This window comes from Rothia mucilaginosa, from assembly GCF_001548235.1.
Taxonomy (GTDB): Bacteria; Actinomycetota; Actinomycetes; order Actinomycetales; family Micrococcaceae; genus Rothia; species Rothia mucilaginosa_B.
The window spans coordinates 477,284-497,236 of sequence record NZ_AP014938.1 but is presented as its reverse complement, the minus strand read 5'-3'; the positions used below and the strand labels follow the sequence as shown (position 1 = coordinate 497,236).

The following is a 19,953-nucleotide window of genomic DNA, read 5'->3' as shown; positions in this document are numbered from 1 at the left end:
ATTAATGATGCAAAAAAACACAGAAAAGCGAGCAGAACACGCAAATGGGGTTTGATTTCCTGAAATTTCAGAAAATCAAACCCCATTTAGCGAGATTGTCTAAAAGGTATTAGTTCCTTCGGGACCACATCGGAACACGGGTTCCGACTCCGTTATTGACAATGCGTCGCTCGCCCTGCTCAGCGGCAGCGTTGTTCACATTGTTCGCGTTGTCGACCACGGGCTGCTCAGCCTCGTTTGCGGCGGGAGCTTCCGCCTCCTTGTCAGCTTCCTTCTCAGTGGGCTGCTCAGCAACCGGTGCCTTGGAGGTAGCCTGCAAATCGAAACTCACATTCGGGCGAACGTTACGTCGGCTAATGCCCGGGTGAACCTCAACAGCGATGAGGTTCTCACCAGCCTTCAGCTGAGAAGCCGGAACGGTGAAGGTCACAGGAGTCTTCTGAGCCGTAGCGGTATCAATCGAGCTCGATGCAATCGCGCTATTCCACAGCCTTCCACGGGTGTCGAAGTTGGAACGACCAACCTCTTCACCGTTGACACCCACCGCAATAGCGTCATCCGCGTAGGTGGTCAGCACCAGGTCGCGGCTTGCCTGCTCACGAGTGAGCTGGATGGTGGTGTAGGCGTAGATATTGGGGTGGGTACGCAGAAGCGGAACCTTAACGGAGGTGTTGAGGTTACCGGTGCCGACACCAATCGGGGTCTTGCCGGTCTGCCATGCTTCCTGCGCGATATCTTCCAGGGAGAAGCGGAAGTTGTACTTCCAACCGTACTTACGGTTAGGAGCCTTGCTGGAGACCATGTACTTCCACTCGGACGCGTAGGGCAGAACAATCTGATCCTTAGCAGCCTCGTCCTTCGGATCCTCAGGCTTGGGATCGGCAGGCTTCGGGTTCTCTTCCTTCGGTACCTCAGTAGTCGCTTCTGCACTCGGGGTAGCGCTTGCCGAAGCACTGGGATCAGCGCTCGCGGTCGGATCAGCACTTGCCGTGGGGTCAGCAGTAGCGGTAGGAGTCTCGGTCGCGGTCTCCGTGGGGGTAGGAGTCGGGCGAACCGGAGCTACCTGGACCGGAGTGGACGCAGAGTAGTTATCCGAGCTGTCCACAGCACGCACAAAGTAACGTGCGTTGTCGGTGTGGTCAATCTCGAACTTCGTATCCGAAGTGCTAGCGATGACTCGGTCATCACGCAGAATCTGGTAGCGAACACTACCGGTATCCTGCACAGAATCCCACGTCAGAACGTCCTTATCGTCCTTTAGCTCTACCTTCAGGTTCTGCGGGGTAGCCGGAGGAGTCACATCGCGAGCCTCAAAGCGCGCAAAACCGACGGTATCCTGAGTGCCGTGAACACCTAGCGAACGGTGAATATCGCCGCCAACCCACAGAGTGCCGGTCGAATCCACGAAGGACTCCCAGATACCGAATCCGTGGTCACCCTTAATAGCAGGGGAGAACTCCGGCAGCATCTTACCGCTGTCCTTATCGAAAGCAGCAACCAGCTTGATTGAGTGGACCACGCTTGAGCCGTTCAGAGGAGACTGCTTGTTACGCGAATCCTGATAGAGGAAATCGCCGCAGTGGCAGGCACCGTAGATGGTGTTACCGTTCAGGTGCAGATCCTGGAAGTCGCCACCATTGCGGGTAATCGCGGTGTAGGTGGGGGTCAAGGACGCCTTATCGTAACGAGAGATGAGGTGCTCAGTACCGCCCACCCAGACGCCGGTACCGGCATCCTGGACGTCGAACTGGAAACCCCAAATTTTGGTTTCACTACGCAGGTCAGAGACCTTAGCGCCGGCCGGAATCTCAGAATGCTGGTATGCCCACGGGCTGCCCTTCTGCATATGCTGAGTAATATCAGCCACGCGGTAGGCAAGGCCGCCGTTGAGCCAGGTGAAGTAGCCGGCAACATAAACATGAGAGTTATCAGCGGAAGCGCTAATACCGTTGACGGTGCCATTGAACACCTGACGCCAATCGCGATCCACGCTCACGATACCGGGCACGCCGTCAGAAGGCTCGCCCAGCTTAAAACGGGCAATATTGCGCGAATACGCAGCACCCGCCTTTTCACTTTCATGAACGTGGGTAAAGGTGCCACCGATGTACACGTAGTCACCCTGACGGTGGATGGTCTTCACCGTCATGGGCTCAGTAAGAATACGATCTTCGACGCTAACCTGGGCCCATTCCGGGGCAACTTCACCGGTCGTGGCATCAACAACGACGAAGTTCTCATGCTTTTCACCGTTAACGAGCTTGAAGTTACCACCAACAGCCAAGCGGTTATTCGGCAGAGCCTCAACAGCCTTCACCTGACCGTTAACAGTCAGCTTAAAATCGCGGCGCAAATCGCCGGTCACCGGGTCAAAGGCAGCAATATTAGACTGCTTCACCACCTCGCCGGAAGAGGACTCAAGGTACATGAAGTCACCACCAATAAACACGCTAGAGGTGCCGTTGCCGTGATTGACCTCGGTGATGGCCTCAACGTAGGTGTTCATTTCGCCGGTTTCACCGGTGAAGGTCTTGGTGCTGGTTCGCCAGCGCCAATCCGCCGAACGGCTATTGGGCAGGGCACGACGAGTGCTTGCCGGGGTACCGGAATCCGGGATAGCGCCCAGGTTCAAATCATTCTGGGTTAGCTTAGGGCGCAGGAACATCTGGGTGTAACCGAAAGAGGTTTCACCGTTGCTTTCCTTACCGTAGATATAGGAGTTCTGCGCGTCGGTCATCGCCGGCTCAGAGCCATCCTGCGAAATGGGGGAGTTAGCACCGTAACGGAAACCCATGCGGTAATCCTGCGAAGCCAACTCATCAAATATCAAAGCCTTGAAGCCGTTATTCTGGCCACGCAGAATGTGGTCTTCCCAGGTGTTGTTAGTCCAGTACTTGCGGCCCTCGTCGTTATAGGAAGAGAACTCGTCAGGGTTGGTGATGGTCGTATTCGACCAGATAGCGCTCGAACGCAGAGCCCAGGTCCACTCGGAGGTCTGGCGGCGGTCAACCGTCACCTCCTGCCACTTGGTGCCCGAGGTGTTTAGGGCGCGGCGGAAACGGTAACCGTCGGGTAGCTGATCGGGGCGAACGCCGTTGAGTAGCTGAGAAATAGTGGTGCCCGAAAGCTGAATCGGGGTCTTCGCGGCGGGCACCGAGCGTAGAGCCTTGCCCTGCTCGAGAGTCAAACCGGATGACGCGGGTGCAGCATCGCTGTAGAGCTGGGAAGTGTCTCCCTGGCCCTCGTAGTTTTCGGTCCAGCCGTCGCGGCCCTCACCAATCTTGACCCAGCCGCCGCCATCAGTTTCCTGATCGCAGTAGAACTGTGCCGGCTGGCTCATCGCGGGAGTGTACAGCCAGTAGGCGCCGCTCTTTGCCTCGGGGTTAGCCTGCTTGGCTTCCCAACAGCTAGCGGCAGCACGCTCGGAGGTCGTGCCATTGTAGAAAGCAGAGTCCCTTTTTGCCGCAGTCTGTTCGACAGCGGTACTCGGCGTAATAGCGGGGATAGCTACGGGCAAAGCCAAAGCCGTAGCAATGCTCAAGCAAAGAGTTGAGCGGGTTATAGCAGAACGAGAAAAGCCTGAGCTCGTCATGCCAAAGTGGGCTTTCATAATATCTCCAATGAATGCCAAGAAATGTTATCGAGTGCGCATCAACATTAATGCGCTATGGATGATAGTGCGCGGTTTCCAGCGAATCTTAGTTGGAAACCTCTTAGTTGGAAACCGGCATCTTTAATTAGACCCTAGCAATCAGGATTGTTCGGGAAATCATGGGTCGCAATCTTCCACTGACCATCGACCTGAACGAGGGTGTAAATATTGAGTGAACGCTTGGGAGAATTGTCATCCTTAACGGGCTGATTATTCTCGTCATAGATCTTCACAGAGGAAGAATCCATGCATACTTCCAGCATGCGCGCGGGCTGACCCTTGTACTGAGTTTCAGCCATGCGGGGAGTGCCCACGACAGTGGAAGAACCTTCATAGTGCCAGCCAGCCAGTGCGTATTCGGAAGCCTGCACAGCAAACTCAGCCGCAGCGGAATCAACAGCCACGGCCTCGATGGAGCGGATCGTCTCATCATCGAGAACAGCGCGGGCCCGCTCAACGTTCTGCTGCTCAGCCTCTTCATCGCTACTCGGATCAGCGGTGCGCTCGGGCGAAGCCTCAGCAGAGGGGGCTGCCTTAACCTTGGTCAGAATGGTTTCAAAAGAGTTGACCAGCTCGGTAGTCTTCTTAACTTCTTCAGCGTCAACAGGTACGGAAGAAGCTTTCTTCATCTCCTCAGCACCAGTGTAAATCTCTTCAAGCTTCTGGCCGTCGGAAGAGGTCGCCTCACTCTTTGCCCCATCCTTTGCTTCAGCCGAAGCGTTAGCGGATGCTTCTGCGGTGCCCTGCTCAGAAACCTGGGGGGAAGCACTCGAAGACTGGCTTGACGAAGCGTGCGCAGACGCGGAAACGCTCGCGGATGCAGACGCAGAAGAAGAGCTATCGGAGCTTGGGTTTTCAGTAGCGCAAGCGCTCAGGACCAGGGCGGATACCGCAACGGTACCCAAAGTGCCCAGAAGGCGGGACCGGGAGGGGTGCTTGAAGAACACTGACATGGGAAGCCTCTTTAGTGGTTGGAGTGAGAATGACTATATTCCGGAAGATAATACCTCGCCCAATGGCTAAGCACCTAAAGGTTAACACGCAAAGCTGGGAAAATACTTAGACTCACAAAAATAACGTTTTTTATAAATGATGAGAATAAGCCCTAACTAATACTCTATTTTTACTTGATTCGAGGTAAATATATATCTCTGCATGAAAAAACCTTCATGTAAATGAATGAAATAGATTCACTATGTGCAAAAAAGTCCCGGGCTGGTTGAAAACCAGCCCGGGACAATAGGGCGAACATCACTAAAATTATTTGTCATAAAGTGGATATTGCCCTGATGGGGGGTTATGCCGCCTGAACGGCCTCGGTACTTGCCGAATAGTTATCCGCAGTATCTACCGCACGTACATAGTAGCGGGCGCCGTCGCGGTGATCCACCGAGTAGCTCGTGCCCGTAACCGTTGCAATAGGACGATCATCGCGCAGAACCTGGTACTTCACCCTACGCTCGGAAATACCCGACCAGGTCAGCTGATCCTTAGAACCGTTCGTCGTAACCTTCAGGTTGCTCGGGGGAGCCGGAGGAGTCACATCGCGAGGTGCATAACGTGCAAAACCAATGGTCGGCTGCACACCGTTAGCACCCAGTGACTTACGGATATCGCCACCAACCCACAGAGTGCCGGTCGAATCCACGAAGGACTCCCACACACCATAGCCATACGCACCGTTCATAATCGGTGCAAACTCCGGTAGCATCTTGCCGCTGTCCTTATCGAACGCAGCTACCAGACGAATGGTCTGAGCGTTAGTCGCGTTCTCCCACTCCGAATCGATAGTGTCTGCACCCTGAAAGAGGAAATCGCCGCAGTGGCACGCACCGTAAATGGTGTTGCCGCTCAGATGCAGATCCTGGAAATCGCCGCCCTCACGAGTAATCGCGCTATCGGTGCGGCGCATCGAGCTCTTCTCGTAACGGCTAATCATATGCTCGGTGCCACCCACCCAGACAGAGGAGCCAGCGTCCTGAACATCGAACTGGAAGCCCCACATCTTGCGCTCGTTTTTCAGATCCCAGGTTCGGGCACTCTTGGGGGTGTACGAAGGACGGTGGTTCCAGGTCAGCGGGTTCGTGCTATTACCTTGCATATGAGCGAGACGGAACGCCTCCTGATTATTCAGCTGAGTGAAGTAGCCAGCAACGTACACATCGGCGTTGCCCTCGGAAGCGCTCACACCGTTGACCGTGCCGTTAAAGACCGGACGCCAGTTCCAATCCACCTCGCCGTTGCTCAACTTAATGCGAGCCAGGTTCCTCGCATACGCGTAGGTGGGGGAAGTCTGGCCCTTCAGATGAGTGAAGGAACCGCCAATGTACAGGTAACCGTCACGCACGTGCAGGGTCTTAATCTGTACCGGCAGGGAAGTGATGCGGCTGACCACGCGGATATCCCAATCCTTAGCCACCTGACCGGTCTGCGGATCCAGAAGCACGAAACCGTTGTAGTACTCGCCGTTCACCTGATCGAAGGAGCCGCCCACAGCCAACAGGCCGTTCGGCAGAGCCTCAACCGACTTCACCTGACCGTTAATCTTCGGACGGAAGGAACGGCGCAACTCGCCGGTACCCACCTCGTAAGCAGCCAAGAAAGCTTGCTCAACCTTCTCGCCGCTTGCCGACTCAACGTACGCGAAATCACCACCGGTAAAGACAGCGCCACCAACCTCGGTGATAGCCTCAACCTGGGTGTTCATCTCACCCTTCTTGCCGGTACCGGTTTCAGCGCTGGTACGCCACTTCCACTTCTCAGAGTAGCTATTGGGCAGTGCGCGGTGGTTACTTGCAGCAGCACCCTGCGGGCCATAAGCATGCAGACCCTTAGCCGCCAAATCGTTCTGAGTCACCTTCGGACGCAAGAACATCTGAGTAAACACCAGGGGAGTGGTCGAATCATTCGCCGGGCGGTAAATATACGCCGAAGGTCGGTTCATCAGGTAGGTCTCAGTCCACCATGTAATCCGGGCGTTTCGACCGTAGGTGAAGCCCAACTTGTAGCCCTGCGATGCCTTCTCTTCGAAGTTCAGAGAACGGAAATCATCAGATTCATGGGTGAAGATGTTGCCAGCCACCTGACCACGGTTGGCGTAGTCATAACGGTTACTGTACTGCCAGGTGTTCTTAACCGAAATATTTGACCAGAACATCTTCGAACGCAAAGTCCAAGTCCATTCGGTACTGGAATCACGGTGAGCCTTAAAATCCTGCCAGGTAGTGCCCTCAACATTCATCGCGCGATGGAAACGCACACCGTCAGGCAAATCCTGCGGACGGGTACCGTTCAGTAGCGCATTCACGGTCACGCCGGAGAGCTGCACCGCATCAAAGCCGGTCGGGTTCTTATACAGCTGATCAGCACTACCACGACCGTAGTAGTTCTCAGTCCAGCTCTCACGACCTCGGCCAATCATAACCCAGCCGCCACCATCAGTTTCCTGATCGCAATAGAACTGCTCGGGAGCACTCATCGCGGGGGTGTACAGCCAGTACGCGCCGCTCTTGCCACGCGGATTATTCTGCTTAGCCTCCCAGCAGCTCGCCGCAGCGCGCTCGCTCGACGAACCATCATAATAGCGTGCGTCAGCAGCCTGAGCGCCCGAAGCAATCGGACCCAAAGACGCCGCAACCATCGCAAAAGAAGCAGCCGCCGCACCCAAAGCGCGGGACCCAGAACGAGAGCCTACGCGAGAGCCCTCAGAAGCGGAGGAAGCAACGCCCTGTGAGCGCCCTCCACGCGTGAACGGAAGAAAATTCATATGTCTCTCCTAGAGACCTCAACCGGTACACAACAGAAAAATGCAATTCACACAGCAACATCCACCCAACACAGGGCACAGCATAGTAACCATGCATCGGGGAGGGAAGAAGCGTTATGAACTGCACTAACAGAGAGTCTGCTGCCGGAATCAGTGAGTGTAGTTATCGGAAATTGAATGAATACGCCCCGCCCCTCACGCACGAAGCCAACAACGGCACCGCACCCGTAAGAAGCAGAACGCTAAAAATCTGTGAAGTTTCCACTGTCGTACCAACAGCGAAAAAACACCACAGACCAAGATTCAGCCCATCATCGGAAAGGACGGAAGCAACCCATCCGACGCAATGAATCCCAACCCATCATAGCCGCCGCAGAGGCGAAGCGATAGCAAACTGGGCAACTCGGGCCAAACCAAAACTATAGGGGGGTATACACCCCGGGTGCGCCACCGCCTGATCCGAACCCCGCAAACCCTGCAGAGCCCACATCAGGCGGCGGCTCAAAGAAACTAGATCAACAACCTGACCTAAGCCTGAGCAGCTCCCGTAGAAGCCGAGAAATTCTCAGATGCATCGATGGAACGCACGTAGTAGCGAGCGCCATCGGTGTGCTCAACCTCGTAGCTGGTACCCGAGACCGTAGCAATCACACGGTCATCACGCAGCACCTGGTAGCGAGCACCGCTCTCACGAACGCCAGACCAGGACAGCTTATCCACTGAACCATCACGCTGAACCGACAGGTTCGACGGAGTCGACGGGGCGGTTACATCGCGAGGAGCAAAGCGAGCGAAACCGACAGTGCGCTGCTCACCATTAGCACCCAGCGAACGGTTAATGTCGCCACCAACCCACAGGTTGCCGCGAGAATCCACGAAGGACTCCCACACACCGTAGCCGCTAGCGCCCTTCAGAACCGGGCTGAACTCACCGATAACCTCGCCGCTGTCCTTATCGAACGCTGCGACCAGGCGCATACGGTGAACTGCCTTCGACTCCTTCCAGTAGGTGTGGTAACCGGTAGAGCCCTCAAAGAGCACGTCACCGCAGTGGCATGCACCGTAAATGGTGTTACCGCTCAGGTGCAGATCCTGCCAGTCGCCACCGTACTTAGAAATCGACGAAGAAATACGGCCGTAACCATTCTTCGAGTAGTTCGCAATCAGGTGGTCAGCACCGCCAGTCCACACGGTCGAGCCAGCATCCTGAACATCGAACTGGAACGCGTACACAATACGGTCAGTAATGTTCAGCTTCAGCGACGGCTCCCACTCCCACTTAATGTTCGAAGCGTTAGAACCATTCAAAGCAGCCAGACGGAACGCACGCTGGTTATTCAGCTCAGTGAAGTAACCCGCAGCGTGAACAGTCGAGTTATCGGATGCAGCGGTAATACCGTTGACCGTGCCGTTGAAGTTCGGGCGCCAATTCCAATCCACCGCACCGTTCGAAAGGTTAATACGAGCGGCACCACGCGAGTAAGCGTACGCCTTAGAAGTATTGCCCTTCACATGGGTGAAGTTACCGCCAATGTACAGGTAACCGTCCTGAACCAGTAGGGTCTTCACCTGGGCGGCATCGCCACTGCGGCGCTGAACCTGAACATCCCACGTGCGGTCAATCTGACCGGTGGTCGCGTCCAGAATGACAAAGTGGTTAACCTTCTCGCCATTCACCTCGGTAAATTCGCCACCAACCGCCAGGCGGTTATTCGGCAGAGCCTCAAGAGCCTTAATCTGACCGTTGAAGGTCGGGCGGAAGGAACGAACCAGCTCACCCGAATCCACGTTGTAGCCAGCCAGGTACGACTGATCCACGCGCTCGCCGCCAGCCGACTCCACATACTTGAAGTCACCACCGGTGAAGACGGTATCGCCCACCTGAGTAATAGCCTGAACGTAGGTGTTCATCTCGTTCTTCTTGCCGGTGCCAGTCTGCTCACTGGTGCGCCAGCGAACGGGCATCGTGTAGCTATTGGGCAGAGCACGACGGTTGCTGGCGGCAGAGCCAGAACCAATCTGCGAGAAGTTCAAGTCACGCTGAGTCAGCTTCGGGCGCAGGAACACCTGAGTGAAGGGGATAGAGTAACCGAAGGAACCGCGCTTGTGGTAAATATACGAATCAGAATTCTCATTACCGAAGTTCACCAGTGCGCCGTACGCAAAACCAATCTGGTAGCCCTGGTTCGGGTTAGCGAAGAAACGCACCGAGCTGGTGGTGATGCCCGGAGCCATTTCCGAGGGGTAACCGCCCATATGAGCGGTGCGGTTGATGCCTGCGCCGGTGAACTTTACGTTGCCCCAACGCTGACCGTAGCTCATCGCCCAGGTCCACTGCTCAGTCTGAGGACGCTGAACATAAACGTTCTGCCACTGGGTGCCCCTCGCATTGTGGGCGCGGTGCAGGCGCATGCCGTCGGGAAGATCCTGAGGCTTAATGCCGTTCAGCAGCGCATCGACAGTGTTTGCGGGAAGCTGGACCGGCGTAAAAGCGGCAGGACCGGTGGGATTCTGATGCAGCTGATTCGGGTCGCCGGTGCCATTGTAGGACTCGGTCCAACCCTCACGACCGCGGCCAATCATGACCCAGCCGCCGCCATCAGTTTCCTGATCGCAGTAGAACTGTGCCGGGCCGCTCATCTGCGGGGTGTACAGCCAGTAAGTGCCAGAAGGGGCAGAAGGATTAACCTGCTTGACCTCGTAGCAGGAAGCAGCCGCCTTATCGCTGCTGGAACCATCATGGGTGCCGGTAGCAGCCGAGGCGGGAGTAATAGGAGTAAGCGGTGCCGCAGTGAAAGCAGTACCAAAAGCGAGTGCGCAAGCAGCCCACTTCTTAGCAGACCATGAATGGGCATGGGGCTTTTCAGCGGGATTGTTCGTGTATGTGGTTGTCATTTGTGTCTTTCTGATGCGACGTTCCGGAAGAAACATCGAAAGAAACGGTGAATTATTGCACTAGAAAAACCGCAGTAAATACTGAAAACCTGAGGTTGGTTGGAAGAGGTAATCAGAATCCGGAAGGAGATATACTGTGTGGTTTTTCTGTAAGTGTTAATGATTAGGGTACAGGATTAAGCTGTGAAAATAATGGTGCACAAAGTGCAAAAATGCGGGTGAGAGTGTGATTTACGCCCTATAAAATCGGCGTTGTGGCACAAGAAATGACACAGAATAAAACCATACTCATATATCGCCAATGAAAGCGACAACCGGGTGCAAAAAGCTATATCTACAGCCAAAGAACCCCACGAAAGAAAAATGCCATAAAAAGCAGAGTAGACCTACAATAGAAAAGCCGCGCACATCACCAAAAAGTGCACATAAAATTCCTCAAAATAAAACACTCGGGCACCCCACCCGACACCACCTTACACCGACCGCCGGTCGGCACCCTCCACCAGCCAAACCGCCGGAACCGAGGACCGCAGATTCAGGAGAACCCGTGAGTACCACCCGAAAAGCTACCGCACAGCCCCCCGAAGCACCCCTGCGCCCCCTCCTGAACACCCTCAACCAACTCAGCAGCTGGGTCGCGATCCGCACCGCCGCCTCCGCGAACCCTGCTGAACGTAGCGCACGCACCCTCATCGGTGCCGTCGCCGGAACCCACGCCGCACTCATCGCCGACGTCTCCGCCGCCGTACGCGCAACCACCCCCGAAGCGCTCAGCCTCATCATCGCCCCCACCGACCGCCAAGCAGAAGACCTCGCCGCAGCCCTGCGCGCCTACCTACCCGCCGCCGACATAGCGCTCTTCCCCGCCTGGGAAACCCTGCCCCACGAACGCCTCTCACCGCGCTCCGACACCGTAGGCCGCCGCCTGCAGGTACTGCGCGCCATGACCGGGGAAGCGACCAAGCGCCCCCAGGTCGTTATCGCGCCCGTACGCGCCGTCATCCAGCCCATCGTCACCGGCATCGAAAAACTTGAACCCGTACACCTGGTTCGCGGCGAAGAATACCCCTTCAAAGACGTTGTACGAGGCCTCAGCGACGCCGCATACTCGCGCGTAGACCTCGTCGCCAAGCGCGGCGAATACGCCGTACGCGGCGGCATCATCGACGTCTTCCCGCCCACCGCAACCACCCCCGTCCGCCTCGAATTCTTCGGCGACGAGCTCGACGAAATGCGCCACTTCTCCGTCGCCGACCAGCGCACCCTCAGCGGGGGAGAAGAACTCACCGAACTCACCCTGCTGCCCTGCCGCGAACTGCTCATCACTCCCGAGGTCATGAGCCGCGCCGCACGCCTGAAAGCCGACTACCCGGCAGCCGCAACCATGCTCGAAAAGATCGCCGGCGGAATCTACGTCGAAGGCATGGAATCGCTCACCCCGCTGCTCATCGAATCCATGAATACCCTCACCGAGCTGCTGCCAGCAGGGTCCATGATTATTAACGTCGAACCCGAGCGCGTGCGCGCCCGCGCCGAAGACCTCGTCGCCACCAACGAAGAATTCCTCGCCGCCGCATGGGACACCTCCGCGGAAGCCGATGCAGTAGCACCCATCGACCTCGGCCAGCTACGCATGAGCGACAGCGGATTCCGCACCATCGACCAAACTACCGCACAGGCACTCGAAGCCAAGCTCAGCTGGTGGGAAATCACCGAACTCGTCACCGACGCAGACCTGCTCGAAGATGCCGCCGCAGGTGCACTCGAAAACCCAGGCGCGCTCGAAAACCAGAGCATCGCCGACGCCATCGAAGACGGAATCGACACCTACACCGTCAGCGCAACCCCCGCAACCGCATTCAACGGCTCCGTCGAACGTATGCTCAGTCAGGTCGGCGACCTCATCCAGAAACAGTGGACCGTCCTCGCCCTCACCAACGGCCGCGGCTCCACCGACCGCCTCATCGACCTCTTCCACTCCGGCGAAGGGGCACCCGCCGTACCCGCAGCCCGCCGAACCAGCCTCGAAGCGGACCCCGCCGGCAAGCTCGACCACGGCATCGTCGAGGTGTGTGAGGCGCCCGCCTCCGCAGGCTTCTTGATTGAGGAGGCGAAGCTCGCCGTCTTCACCGAAGCCGAACTGCTCGGCCGCCGCGGAACCTATGCACCCCGAGGTGCCGCCGGACAGAAATTCAAGACACGCCGCCGCCGCAACGCCGTCGACCCGCTCGCGCTGAACCCCGGCGACTACGTGGTGCACGAACGCCACGGCATCGGCAGGTTCGTCGAGATGACCTCCCGCCCGGTGGCTGGTGCATCCCCGGTCAATGGCGTGCAGCCCATGAAGGAATACCTGGTCATCGAGTACGCCCCCGCCAAGCGCGGCGGCGCACCCGACCGCCTCTTCGTGCCCTCCGACCAGCTGGACCTCATCTCCAACTACGTGGGTGGCGAGAACCCGAGCCTGTCCAAGATGGGCGGTAGCGACTGGGCTAAGACCAAGTCCCGCGCTCGCAAGGCAGTCAAGGAAATCGCCGCCGACCTGGTGAAACTCTACTCGGCACGCCAGGCGTCGCGCGGTCACGCCTTCGCCGCAGATACCCCCTGGCAGCGAGAGCTGGAAGAGTCCTTCCCCTACAACGAGACTCCCGACCAGCTCACCGCCATCCACGAGGTGAAGGAAGACATGGAGAAAGAAATCCCCATGGACCGCCTCATCTCCGGCGACGTGGGGTTCGGCAAAACCGAGGTCGCCGTGCGCGCCGCATTCAAGGCGGTACAGGACGGCAAACAGGTTGCCGTACTCGTGCCGACGACCCTGCTCGCCCAGCAGCATTACGAGACGTTTAGCGAGCGCTTCTCGGGCTTCCCCGTGAAGATTCGCGTGCTTTCCCGCTTCCAGAAGGCGAAAGAAACCCGCCAGATTACCGAAGAAATCGCCTCCGGCGCGGTGGACGTGGTGATTGGTACCCACCGCATCCTCTCGGACAGCGTGGTGTTTAAGGACCTGGGCCTGGTCATCATTGACGAGGAGCAGCGTTTCGGCGTGGAGCACAAGGAAAAGCTCAAGCAGATGCGCACCAACGTGGACGTGCTCGCCATGAGTGCAACCCCCATTCCGCGCACCCTGGAAATGTCGCTCACCGGTATTCGAGAGACCTCCACCCTTGCCACCGCGCCGGAGGAACGCCACCCCGTGCTGACTTTCGTGGGACCGCGAACCGACAGCCAGATTACTGCCGCAATTCGCCGCGAGCTCATGCGTGAAGGACAGGTGTTCTTCGTACACAACCGCGTGGCTGATATCGATGATGTTGCCGCGGAAATCGGCAAGCTCGTGCCGGAGGCGCGCATCGCCACCGCCCACGGCCGCATGAGTGAATCGCGCCTGGAGCAGATTATTGTGGACTTCTGGGAGCGCCGCTTTGACGTGCTGGTCTGCACCACCATCGTGGAGACCGGCCTGGATATTTCGAACGCGAACACCCTCATTGTTGATCACGCCCAGAACTACGGTCTGAGCCAGCTGCATCAGCTGCGTGGACGTGTGGGTCGTGGCCGCGAGCGCGCCTACGCCTACTTCCTGTACCCGGTGGATAAGACCCTCGGCGAGATTGCGCACGAGCGTCTGAAGGCTGTGGCGACCCATAACGAGCTGGGTGCGGGCCTGCAGCTGGCCATGAAGGACCTGGAGATTCGCGGTGCCGGCAACCTGCTCGGCGGCGAACAGTCCGGTCATATTGCCGGCGTTGGTTTTGACCTGTACCTGCGCCTGGTCGGTGAGGCCGTGGCGAACTACCGCGGCGAGAAGGAAGAGCGAGAGGTCGAAACGAAGATTGACCTGCCCGTCAACGCGCATATTCCGCACACCTACATTGATTCTGAGCGTCTGCGCTTGCAGGCGTACCGTCAGATCGCTGCCGCCGATACCGAAGAGAAGATCGCGGAGGCACGCGAGGAACTGGTTGACCGTTACGGTGAGCTGCCGGAGGCGGTAGAGAACCTGCTTGCCGTGGCGACGGTGCGTATGCACGCCTGTGCCGCCGGTATTCACGAGCTGGTGGTGTTGGGCCCGAAGGTGCGCGTGGTGACCGCTACGCCGCTGCCGGAGTCCCGCCAGATGCGCCTGAAGCGCGTGTACCCGGGTTCCACGCACGCCCAGCCGAAGGGTATGGACACTTGGCTGACTCTGGTGCCGCGCCCGAAGACCATGCCGGTTGGCGGCAAGGAGCTGGTGGACCGCCCCATGCTGGAGTGGGCCGAGAAGTTTATCAACTCGATTTACGCGGAGAAGCCGCAGGCCCTCGAGGAGTAGGGGAGCGCTCCGTCTAGCCGGCATGCCCCAAGTAAATGCTCGCCGTGCAGGTTGCCACAATATGGCATATCTGCACGGCGAGTGCGTTTGCCCCGTAGCGGCGGCATAGCTCACAATTAAGGCATGACTTCAAAGGTGAACTATGCATCTCAGCGAATTGTAATTATTGGTGGTGGCCCCGGCGGCTACGAGGCAGCGATGGTGGCTGCCGCATCCAACGCGGACGTGACTCTGATTGAGCGCAATGCCATTGGTGGCTCCGCCGTTCTGACCGACGTTGTGCCCTCTAAGACCCTGATCGCTACGGCGGATATGATGACCCGCTTCTCCGAGGCAGGTAGCTTGGGCATTGAGAACACGAAGGGCAAGGCGCCTCAGCTGCGTGTTGATATGGACCGCGTGAACCGCCGAGTCCGCGACCTGGCTCAACAGCAGTCTGCCGACATCAAGCGTGCCCTGGCTTCTGCTGGTGTGAAGATTATTCACGGTACCGGTAAGCTCCTGGACCGCCACACCGTTCAGGTGACTGATGAGGCTGGTCTGGTCTACCCCCTGCAGGCGGACTTTGTGCTGCTGTCGGTGGGTACGCATCCGCGTGAAATGGCGACCGGTATGCCTGACGGTGAGCGCATTCTGACCTGGACTCAGCTGTACAACCTTTGCGAGGTTCCCGAGGAACTGATTGTGATTGGTTCGGGTGTGACCGGTGCGGAGTTCGCCTCGGCATATAACGGCCTGGGTTCGAGGGTGACCCTGGTGTCTTCGCGTGACCGTGTGCTTCCCGGTGAGGACGAGGACGCAGCCCGCGTGCTGGAGGACGTCTTTGAGCGTCGCGGCGTGCGAGTGATGCCGCGTTCTCGTGCCGCTGCTGTTGAGCGCACTGAGGATGGTACCGGCGTCATCGTGACCCTGTCGGACGGCCGTAAGGTCTCTGGCACTCACTGCCTGGTTGCTATTGGTTCGATTCCGAACACTGAGGATTTGGGCCTGGAAGCTGCCGGTGTGGAGCAGACCTCGAGCGGCCACATCAAGGTGGACGGTGTGTCCCGCACGAGCGTGAACAGCATTTACGCCGCTGGCGACTGCACGGGCGTGTACCCGTTGGCTTCCGTGGCTGCGATGCAGGGCCGTATCGCTATGGCGCACATCCTCGGTGATGCGGTGCGTCCGTTGCGTACCGATAAGGTTGCCGCGAATATCTTCACCTCCCCGGAGATTGCGACCGTGGGTGTGAGCGAGAAGGATCTTGCCGAGGGCGCCTACCGTGGTGATGTGGTAACCCTGCAGCTGGGTACGAACCCGCGCGCGAAGATGATGGCGATGCGCGATGGCTTCGTGAAGATTTTTGCACGCCGCCACTCCGGCACTGTCATTGGTGGCGTGGTGGTTGGTCAGCGTGCTTCCGAGCTGATTTACCCCATTGCCCTGGCGGTGGAGAAGAAGCTTGCGGTGGATGACCTGGCGGATACCTTCACGGTTTACCCCTCGCTCTCCGGCTCTATCGCTGAGGCGGCTCGCAAGCTGCACACTCGCGGCCTGTAATCCGCGCACACGAGGTGCTGAGCTGGGCGTTGCACGCCTGGCGCAGTATCCCGGAAAACAATAAAGCGGTGGGGGTCGCCTCCTGAATCTAAGGAATTCAGGAGGCGACCCCCACCGCTTTGCCGTCAGAGACGTTAGCTGTTCGAAGTTTTACTTCGTGGTGCTGACAGCGTTCATGTCCACGTCACGGGTTTCGTGAGTGAGCAGGATGAAGATAACGCTCAGGATCGAGGCGAATGCCAGGTAGCCGCCCACAGCGCCCACACCGTAGGAGGAGTTCAGCCACACTGCCACGAACGGGGTCAGCGCCGCACCGAGGATGGACGCCACGTTGTAGGCGATACCGCTGGCGGTGTAACGCACGTTGGTGGGGTACAGCTCCGGCAAGTATGCGGACATGGAACCGAAGGACAGACCCATCAGGCACATACCGATGAAGATGAAGAGGGTGACCACTGCGACATTCGCATTCGCACCGGTACCAACGACGGAGGGGGAGATGAGCAGGCCGAAGCACAGACCGAAGACTGCCATCGCGATGGTGGTCCACAGCTGCTGGGTGCGGCGGCCGTACTTATCAGCCAGCCAACCCGAGATCGGGATGAAGATTGCGAAGCCGATAATAGAGATCAGCTGAATCACGAGGAACTCGCGGTAGGGGATAGCCAGACCGCCCTTATCCGCCTTGCCGATACCGTAAGAGAGAACCCATGCGGTCATCAGGTAGAACAGTACGTAGCATGCCACCATGATGAAGGTACCCTGAATCATGGGCCACCAAGCGACCTTGAACGCCTCAACGAGCGGGGTCTTAACCTTCTCGTTGTTAGCGGCAGCCTTGGCGAAGACGGGGGTCTCCTCCAGCTTGAAACGCACGTACAGGCCGACAGCGACCATCACGATGGACATCAGGAACGGAATACGCCAACCCCAGATGAGGAAGGGGTGATCAAAGTTCTTAGCGTCGGTTGCGGAGTTGAAGGAAATCCAGCTGGTCAGCAGCAGCATGAAGCCGTTGGCTAGCACGAAGCCGATGGGGGCACCGAGCTGCGGCCACATGGCGGCGCGGGCACGCTTGCCGTCCTCAGCGTATTCGCTGGCGAGCAGTGCCGCACCAGACCATTCGCCGCCCAGGCCCAGGCCCTGGCAGAAACGCATAATGGTCAGCATAGTCGGTGCCCACAGACCAATCTGGTGGTAGGTGGGCAGCAGACCGATGATGAAGGTTGCCAGACCCATAGTGAGCAGTGCACCGACGAGGGTTGCCTTACGGCCGATCTTGTCGCCGAAGTGACCGAAAATTACGGAACCGAGGGGGCGCGCGATGAAGGCGACGCCGAAGGTTGCGAAGGATGCCAGAAGCTCGGTGGTTGCGTCCTTCGAGGGGAAGAACAGCACGGGGAACACAGCCACTGCTGCGGTGGCGTAAATGTAGAAATCGTAGAACTCGATGGTGGTACCAACGAGCGAGGCAAGAATAACTCGACTGCGAGGAGTCGTATTCTTCACCGATGCAGCAGACGCTTTCGTGTCGGGTGCAGAGGTGCTCATGAGGAAAACTCCCGAGATGGTGAATTTGTGTGTACACATGGAGCCTGAGGTAGGTGTTCCGTTGCCGGTCAGCGTGGGAGGCGGGTGTGCCGTAGGTGCGTACCGGGTGCTGCGACCGCATCGGGTGGGGTGCGGTGAGCGTAGGAATCTGAAAGGCTCCTCTAAAGTGCAACATTATAACTCTGTTCAGAAGAGACCCAACAAATACAGCCACTATTTGGACGTAATCGCAATAGGTAGTTGCTCAAAACCCCACAGAAACAGGCAAGAGCGCAGAAACAGACAGGGCGGACACAGAAAATCCCCCGGAAAGATACGAGAGGGGACCTCATACCCTTCCGGGGGATCTGTGTAGCCTATAGCGCTCGCGAGACCGCGGTATCGCGGCGAAGCGTTACTTGATGGTCGCCAGCACCGCACCGGAGGTGACGGTATCGCCGGCCTTAGCGGACAGACCCGAAACCTTACCCGCCTTGTGCGCGGTAATGGGCTGCTCCATCTTCATCGCCTCCAGCACCAGAATCAGGTCGCCCTCGGCAACGGTGTCGCCGTCAGAAGCCGCAACCTTCACGATGGTGCCCTGCATGGGGCTGGTCAGCTCGTCGCCGCCACCCTTTGCCGCGCCGCGTGCCGAACGAGACTTGCGGGTCTTGGAGGCGGGCTTAGCCGCAGGCTTAGTGCCGCCACCCAAATCAGGCAGGGACACCTCCATACGCTTACCGTTGACCTCGACAACCACGGTGGTGCGCTCATCCTCATCGGAACCCACGCTACCAGGTGCACCGGAGTACATGGGGATGGTGTTGTTGAACTCGGTCTCAATCCAGCGGGTGTGCACCTTGAACTCGCCGCCCTCAGCCGGCGCGAAAGCGGGATCATCCAGCACGACGCGGTGGAACGGAATGACGGTGGGCATACCCTCAATGCTCAGCTCAGCCAGGGCACGGCGGGCACGCTGCAGAGCCTGCTTGCGGTCCGCGCCGGTGACAATGAGCTTAGCCAGCATGGAGTCGAAGTTACCGCCGATAACGTCGCCAGCCACGAAGCCGGAATCCCAGCGAACACCGGGGCCGGTGGGCACGGTCATCTTCTCGATGGTGCCGGGGGCGGGCATGAAGGAACGGCCCGCATCCTCACCGTTAATACGGAATTCGAAGGAGTGACCGCGCAGAACCGGGTCCTTCTCCTCAATCTTCTCGCCGCGAGCAATGCGGAACTGCTCACGAACCAGGTCCAGGCCGGAAATCTCCTCGGAGACCGGGTGCTCCACCTGCAGTCGAGTGTTGACCTCAAGGAAGGAAATGGTGCCGTCGGTGCCGACCAGGAACTCGCAGGTGCCGGCGCCCTGGTAGCCAGCCTCACGCAGAATCGCGCGGGACGCCTCGTACAGGCGCTCATTCTGCTCATCGCTCAGGTAGGGGGCGGGCGCCTCCTCAACGAGCTTTTGGTTACGGCGCTGCAGGGAGCAGTCACGGGTGGAAACCACCACAACGTTGCCGTGCGCATCCGCCAGGCACTGGGTCTCAACGTGGCGGGGCGAATCCAGGAAGCGCTCGATGAAGCACTCGCCGCGACCGAACGCCGCGGTAGCCTCGCGAACAGCGGACTCGTACATCTCAACAATGCTCTCGCGGTCGCGTGCCACCTTAATGCCGCGGCCACCGCCACCGAATGCGGCCTTCACCGCAATGGGCAGACCGTGCTCATCCGCGAAAGCAACAACCTCATCGGCGGACTTGACCGGGTCCTTGGTGCCGGGCACCAGGGGAGCGCCCACCTTCTGCGCGATGTGGCGGGCCGCTACCTTATCGCCCAGCTGGGTAATGGACTCGGGGGAGGGGCCAATCCAGGTCAGGCCCGCGTCGATGCACTTCTGCGCGAACTGCGCGTTCTCAGAGAGGAAACCGTAACCGGGGTGCACTGCGTCAGCGCCGGAGCGGATAGCAATCTCAATGAGCTTGTCCATGACCAGGTAGGACTGTGCCGCGGTGGCGCCGCCGAGAGCGTAGGCTTCATCGGCAAGCTTTACGTGCTGGGCGTCGCGGTCGGGGTCAGCGTAGACGGCGACGGTCTGCAGGCCCTCATCGCGGGCTGCACGAATCACGCGGACAGCAATTTCACCGCGGTTAGCGATTAGAATCTTGCTGACCGGGCCGGTGTGGCGGCCGGGGACTGCAGTAAATTTCTTGGCGGCTTCTGCCTGGTGCTGAGTCACTTAAAGCTCTCCTTTAA

8 protein-coding genes are annotated in these 19,953 nt (G+C 58.4%); 2 read left to right on the top strand and 6 right to left on the bottom strand.

What is annotated here, in order from left to right:
- Positions 1–109 precede the first annotated feature (109 nt).
- The 4 genes from RM6536_RS01825 to RM6536_RS01810 form a co-directional block, all read right to left on the bottom strand.
- Positions 110–3,517: a fibrinogen-like YCDxxxxGGGW domain-containing protein gene (locus RM6536_RS01825; protein ID WP_231917982.1), complete on the bottom strand. Its 3,408-nt coding sequence runs from the start codon at positions 3,515–3,517 to the stop codon at positions 110–112.
- Between the two features lie 227 nt (positions 3,518–3,744).
- Positions 3,745–4,605: a hypothetical protein gene (locus RM6536_RS01820; RefSeq protein WP_060823798.1), complete on the bottom strand. Its 861-nt coding sequence runs from the start codon at positions 4,603–4,605 to the stop codon at positions 3,745–3,747.
- A gap of 344 nt (positions 4,606–4,949) precedes the next feature.
- Positions 4,950–7,418 carry a fibrinogen-like YCDxxxxGGGW domain-containing protein gene (locus RM6536_RS01815; RefSeq protein ID WP_060823797.1) on the bottom strand — a complete coding sequence of 823 codons (2,469 nt, stop codon included), beginning with the start codon at positions 7,416–7,418 and terminating at the stop codon, positions 4,950–4,952.
- Between the two features lie 528 nt (positions 7,419–7,946).
- Complete coding sequence (locus RM6536_RS01810) at positions 7,947–10,313, bottom strand: fibrinogen-like YCDxxxxGGGW domain-containing protein (RefSeq protein ID WP_060823796.1); 2,367 nt, start codon at positions 10,311–10,313, stop codon at positions 7,947–7,949.
- A gap of 547 nt (positions 10,314–10,860) precedes the next feature.
- Here RM6536_RS01810 and mfd point away from each other — a divergent pair.
- Together mfd and RM6536_RS01800 are read left to right on the top strand one after the other, a co-directional pair.
- Positions 10,861–14,628, top strand: coding sequence for a transcription-repair coupling factor (gene mfd / locus RM6536_RS01805; RefSeq protein ID WP_060823795.1), 3,768 nt, complete (start codon positions 10,861–10,863; stop codon positions 14,626–14,628).
- A gap of 123 nt (positions 14,629–14,751) precedes the next feature.
- Positions 14,752–16,170: an NAD(P)H-quinone dehydrogenase gene (locus RM6536_RS01800; RefSeq protein ID WP_060823794.1), complete on the top strand. Its 1,419-nt coding sequence runs from the start codon at positions 14,752–14,754 to the stop codon at positions 16,168–16,170.
- Between the two features lie 150 nt (positions 16,171–16,320).
- On the opposite strand, the gene RM6536_RS01795 is transcribed toward RM6536_RS01800, so the two are convergent.
- Entirely contained in the window at positions 16,321–17,721 is a 1,401-nt protein-coding gene (locus RM6536_RS01795; RefSeq protein ID WP_060823793.1) for an MFS transporter, read from the bottom strand.
- Between the two features lie 394 nt (positions 17,722–18,115).
- Positions 18,116–19,936: an acetyl/propionyl/methylcrotonyl-CoA carboxylase subunit alpha gene (locus tag RM6536_RS01790; protein ID WP_060823792.1), complete on the bottom strand. Its 1,821-nt coding sequence runs from the start codon at positions 19,934–19,936 to the stop codon at positions 18,116–18,118.
- Positions 19,937–19,953: the final 17 nt, after the last annotated feature.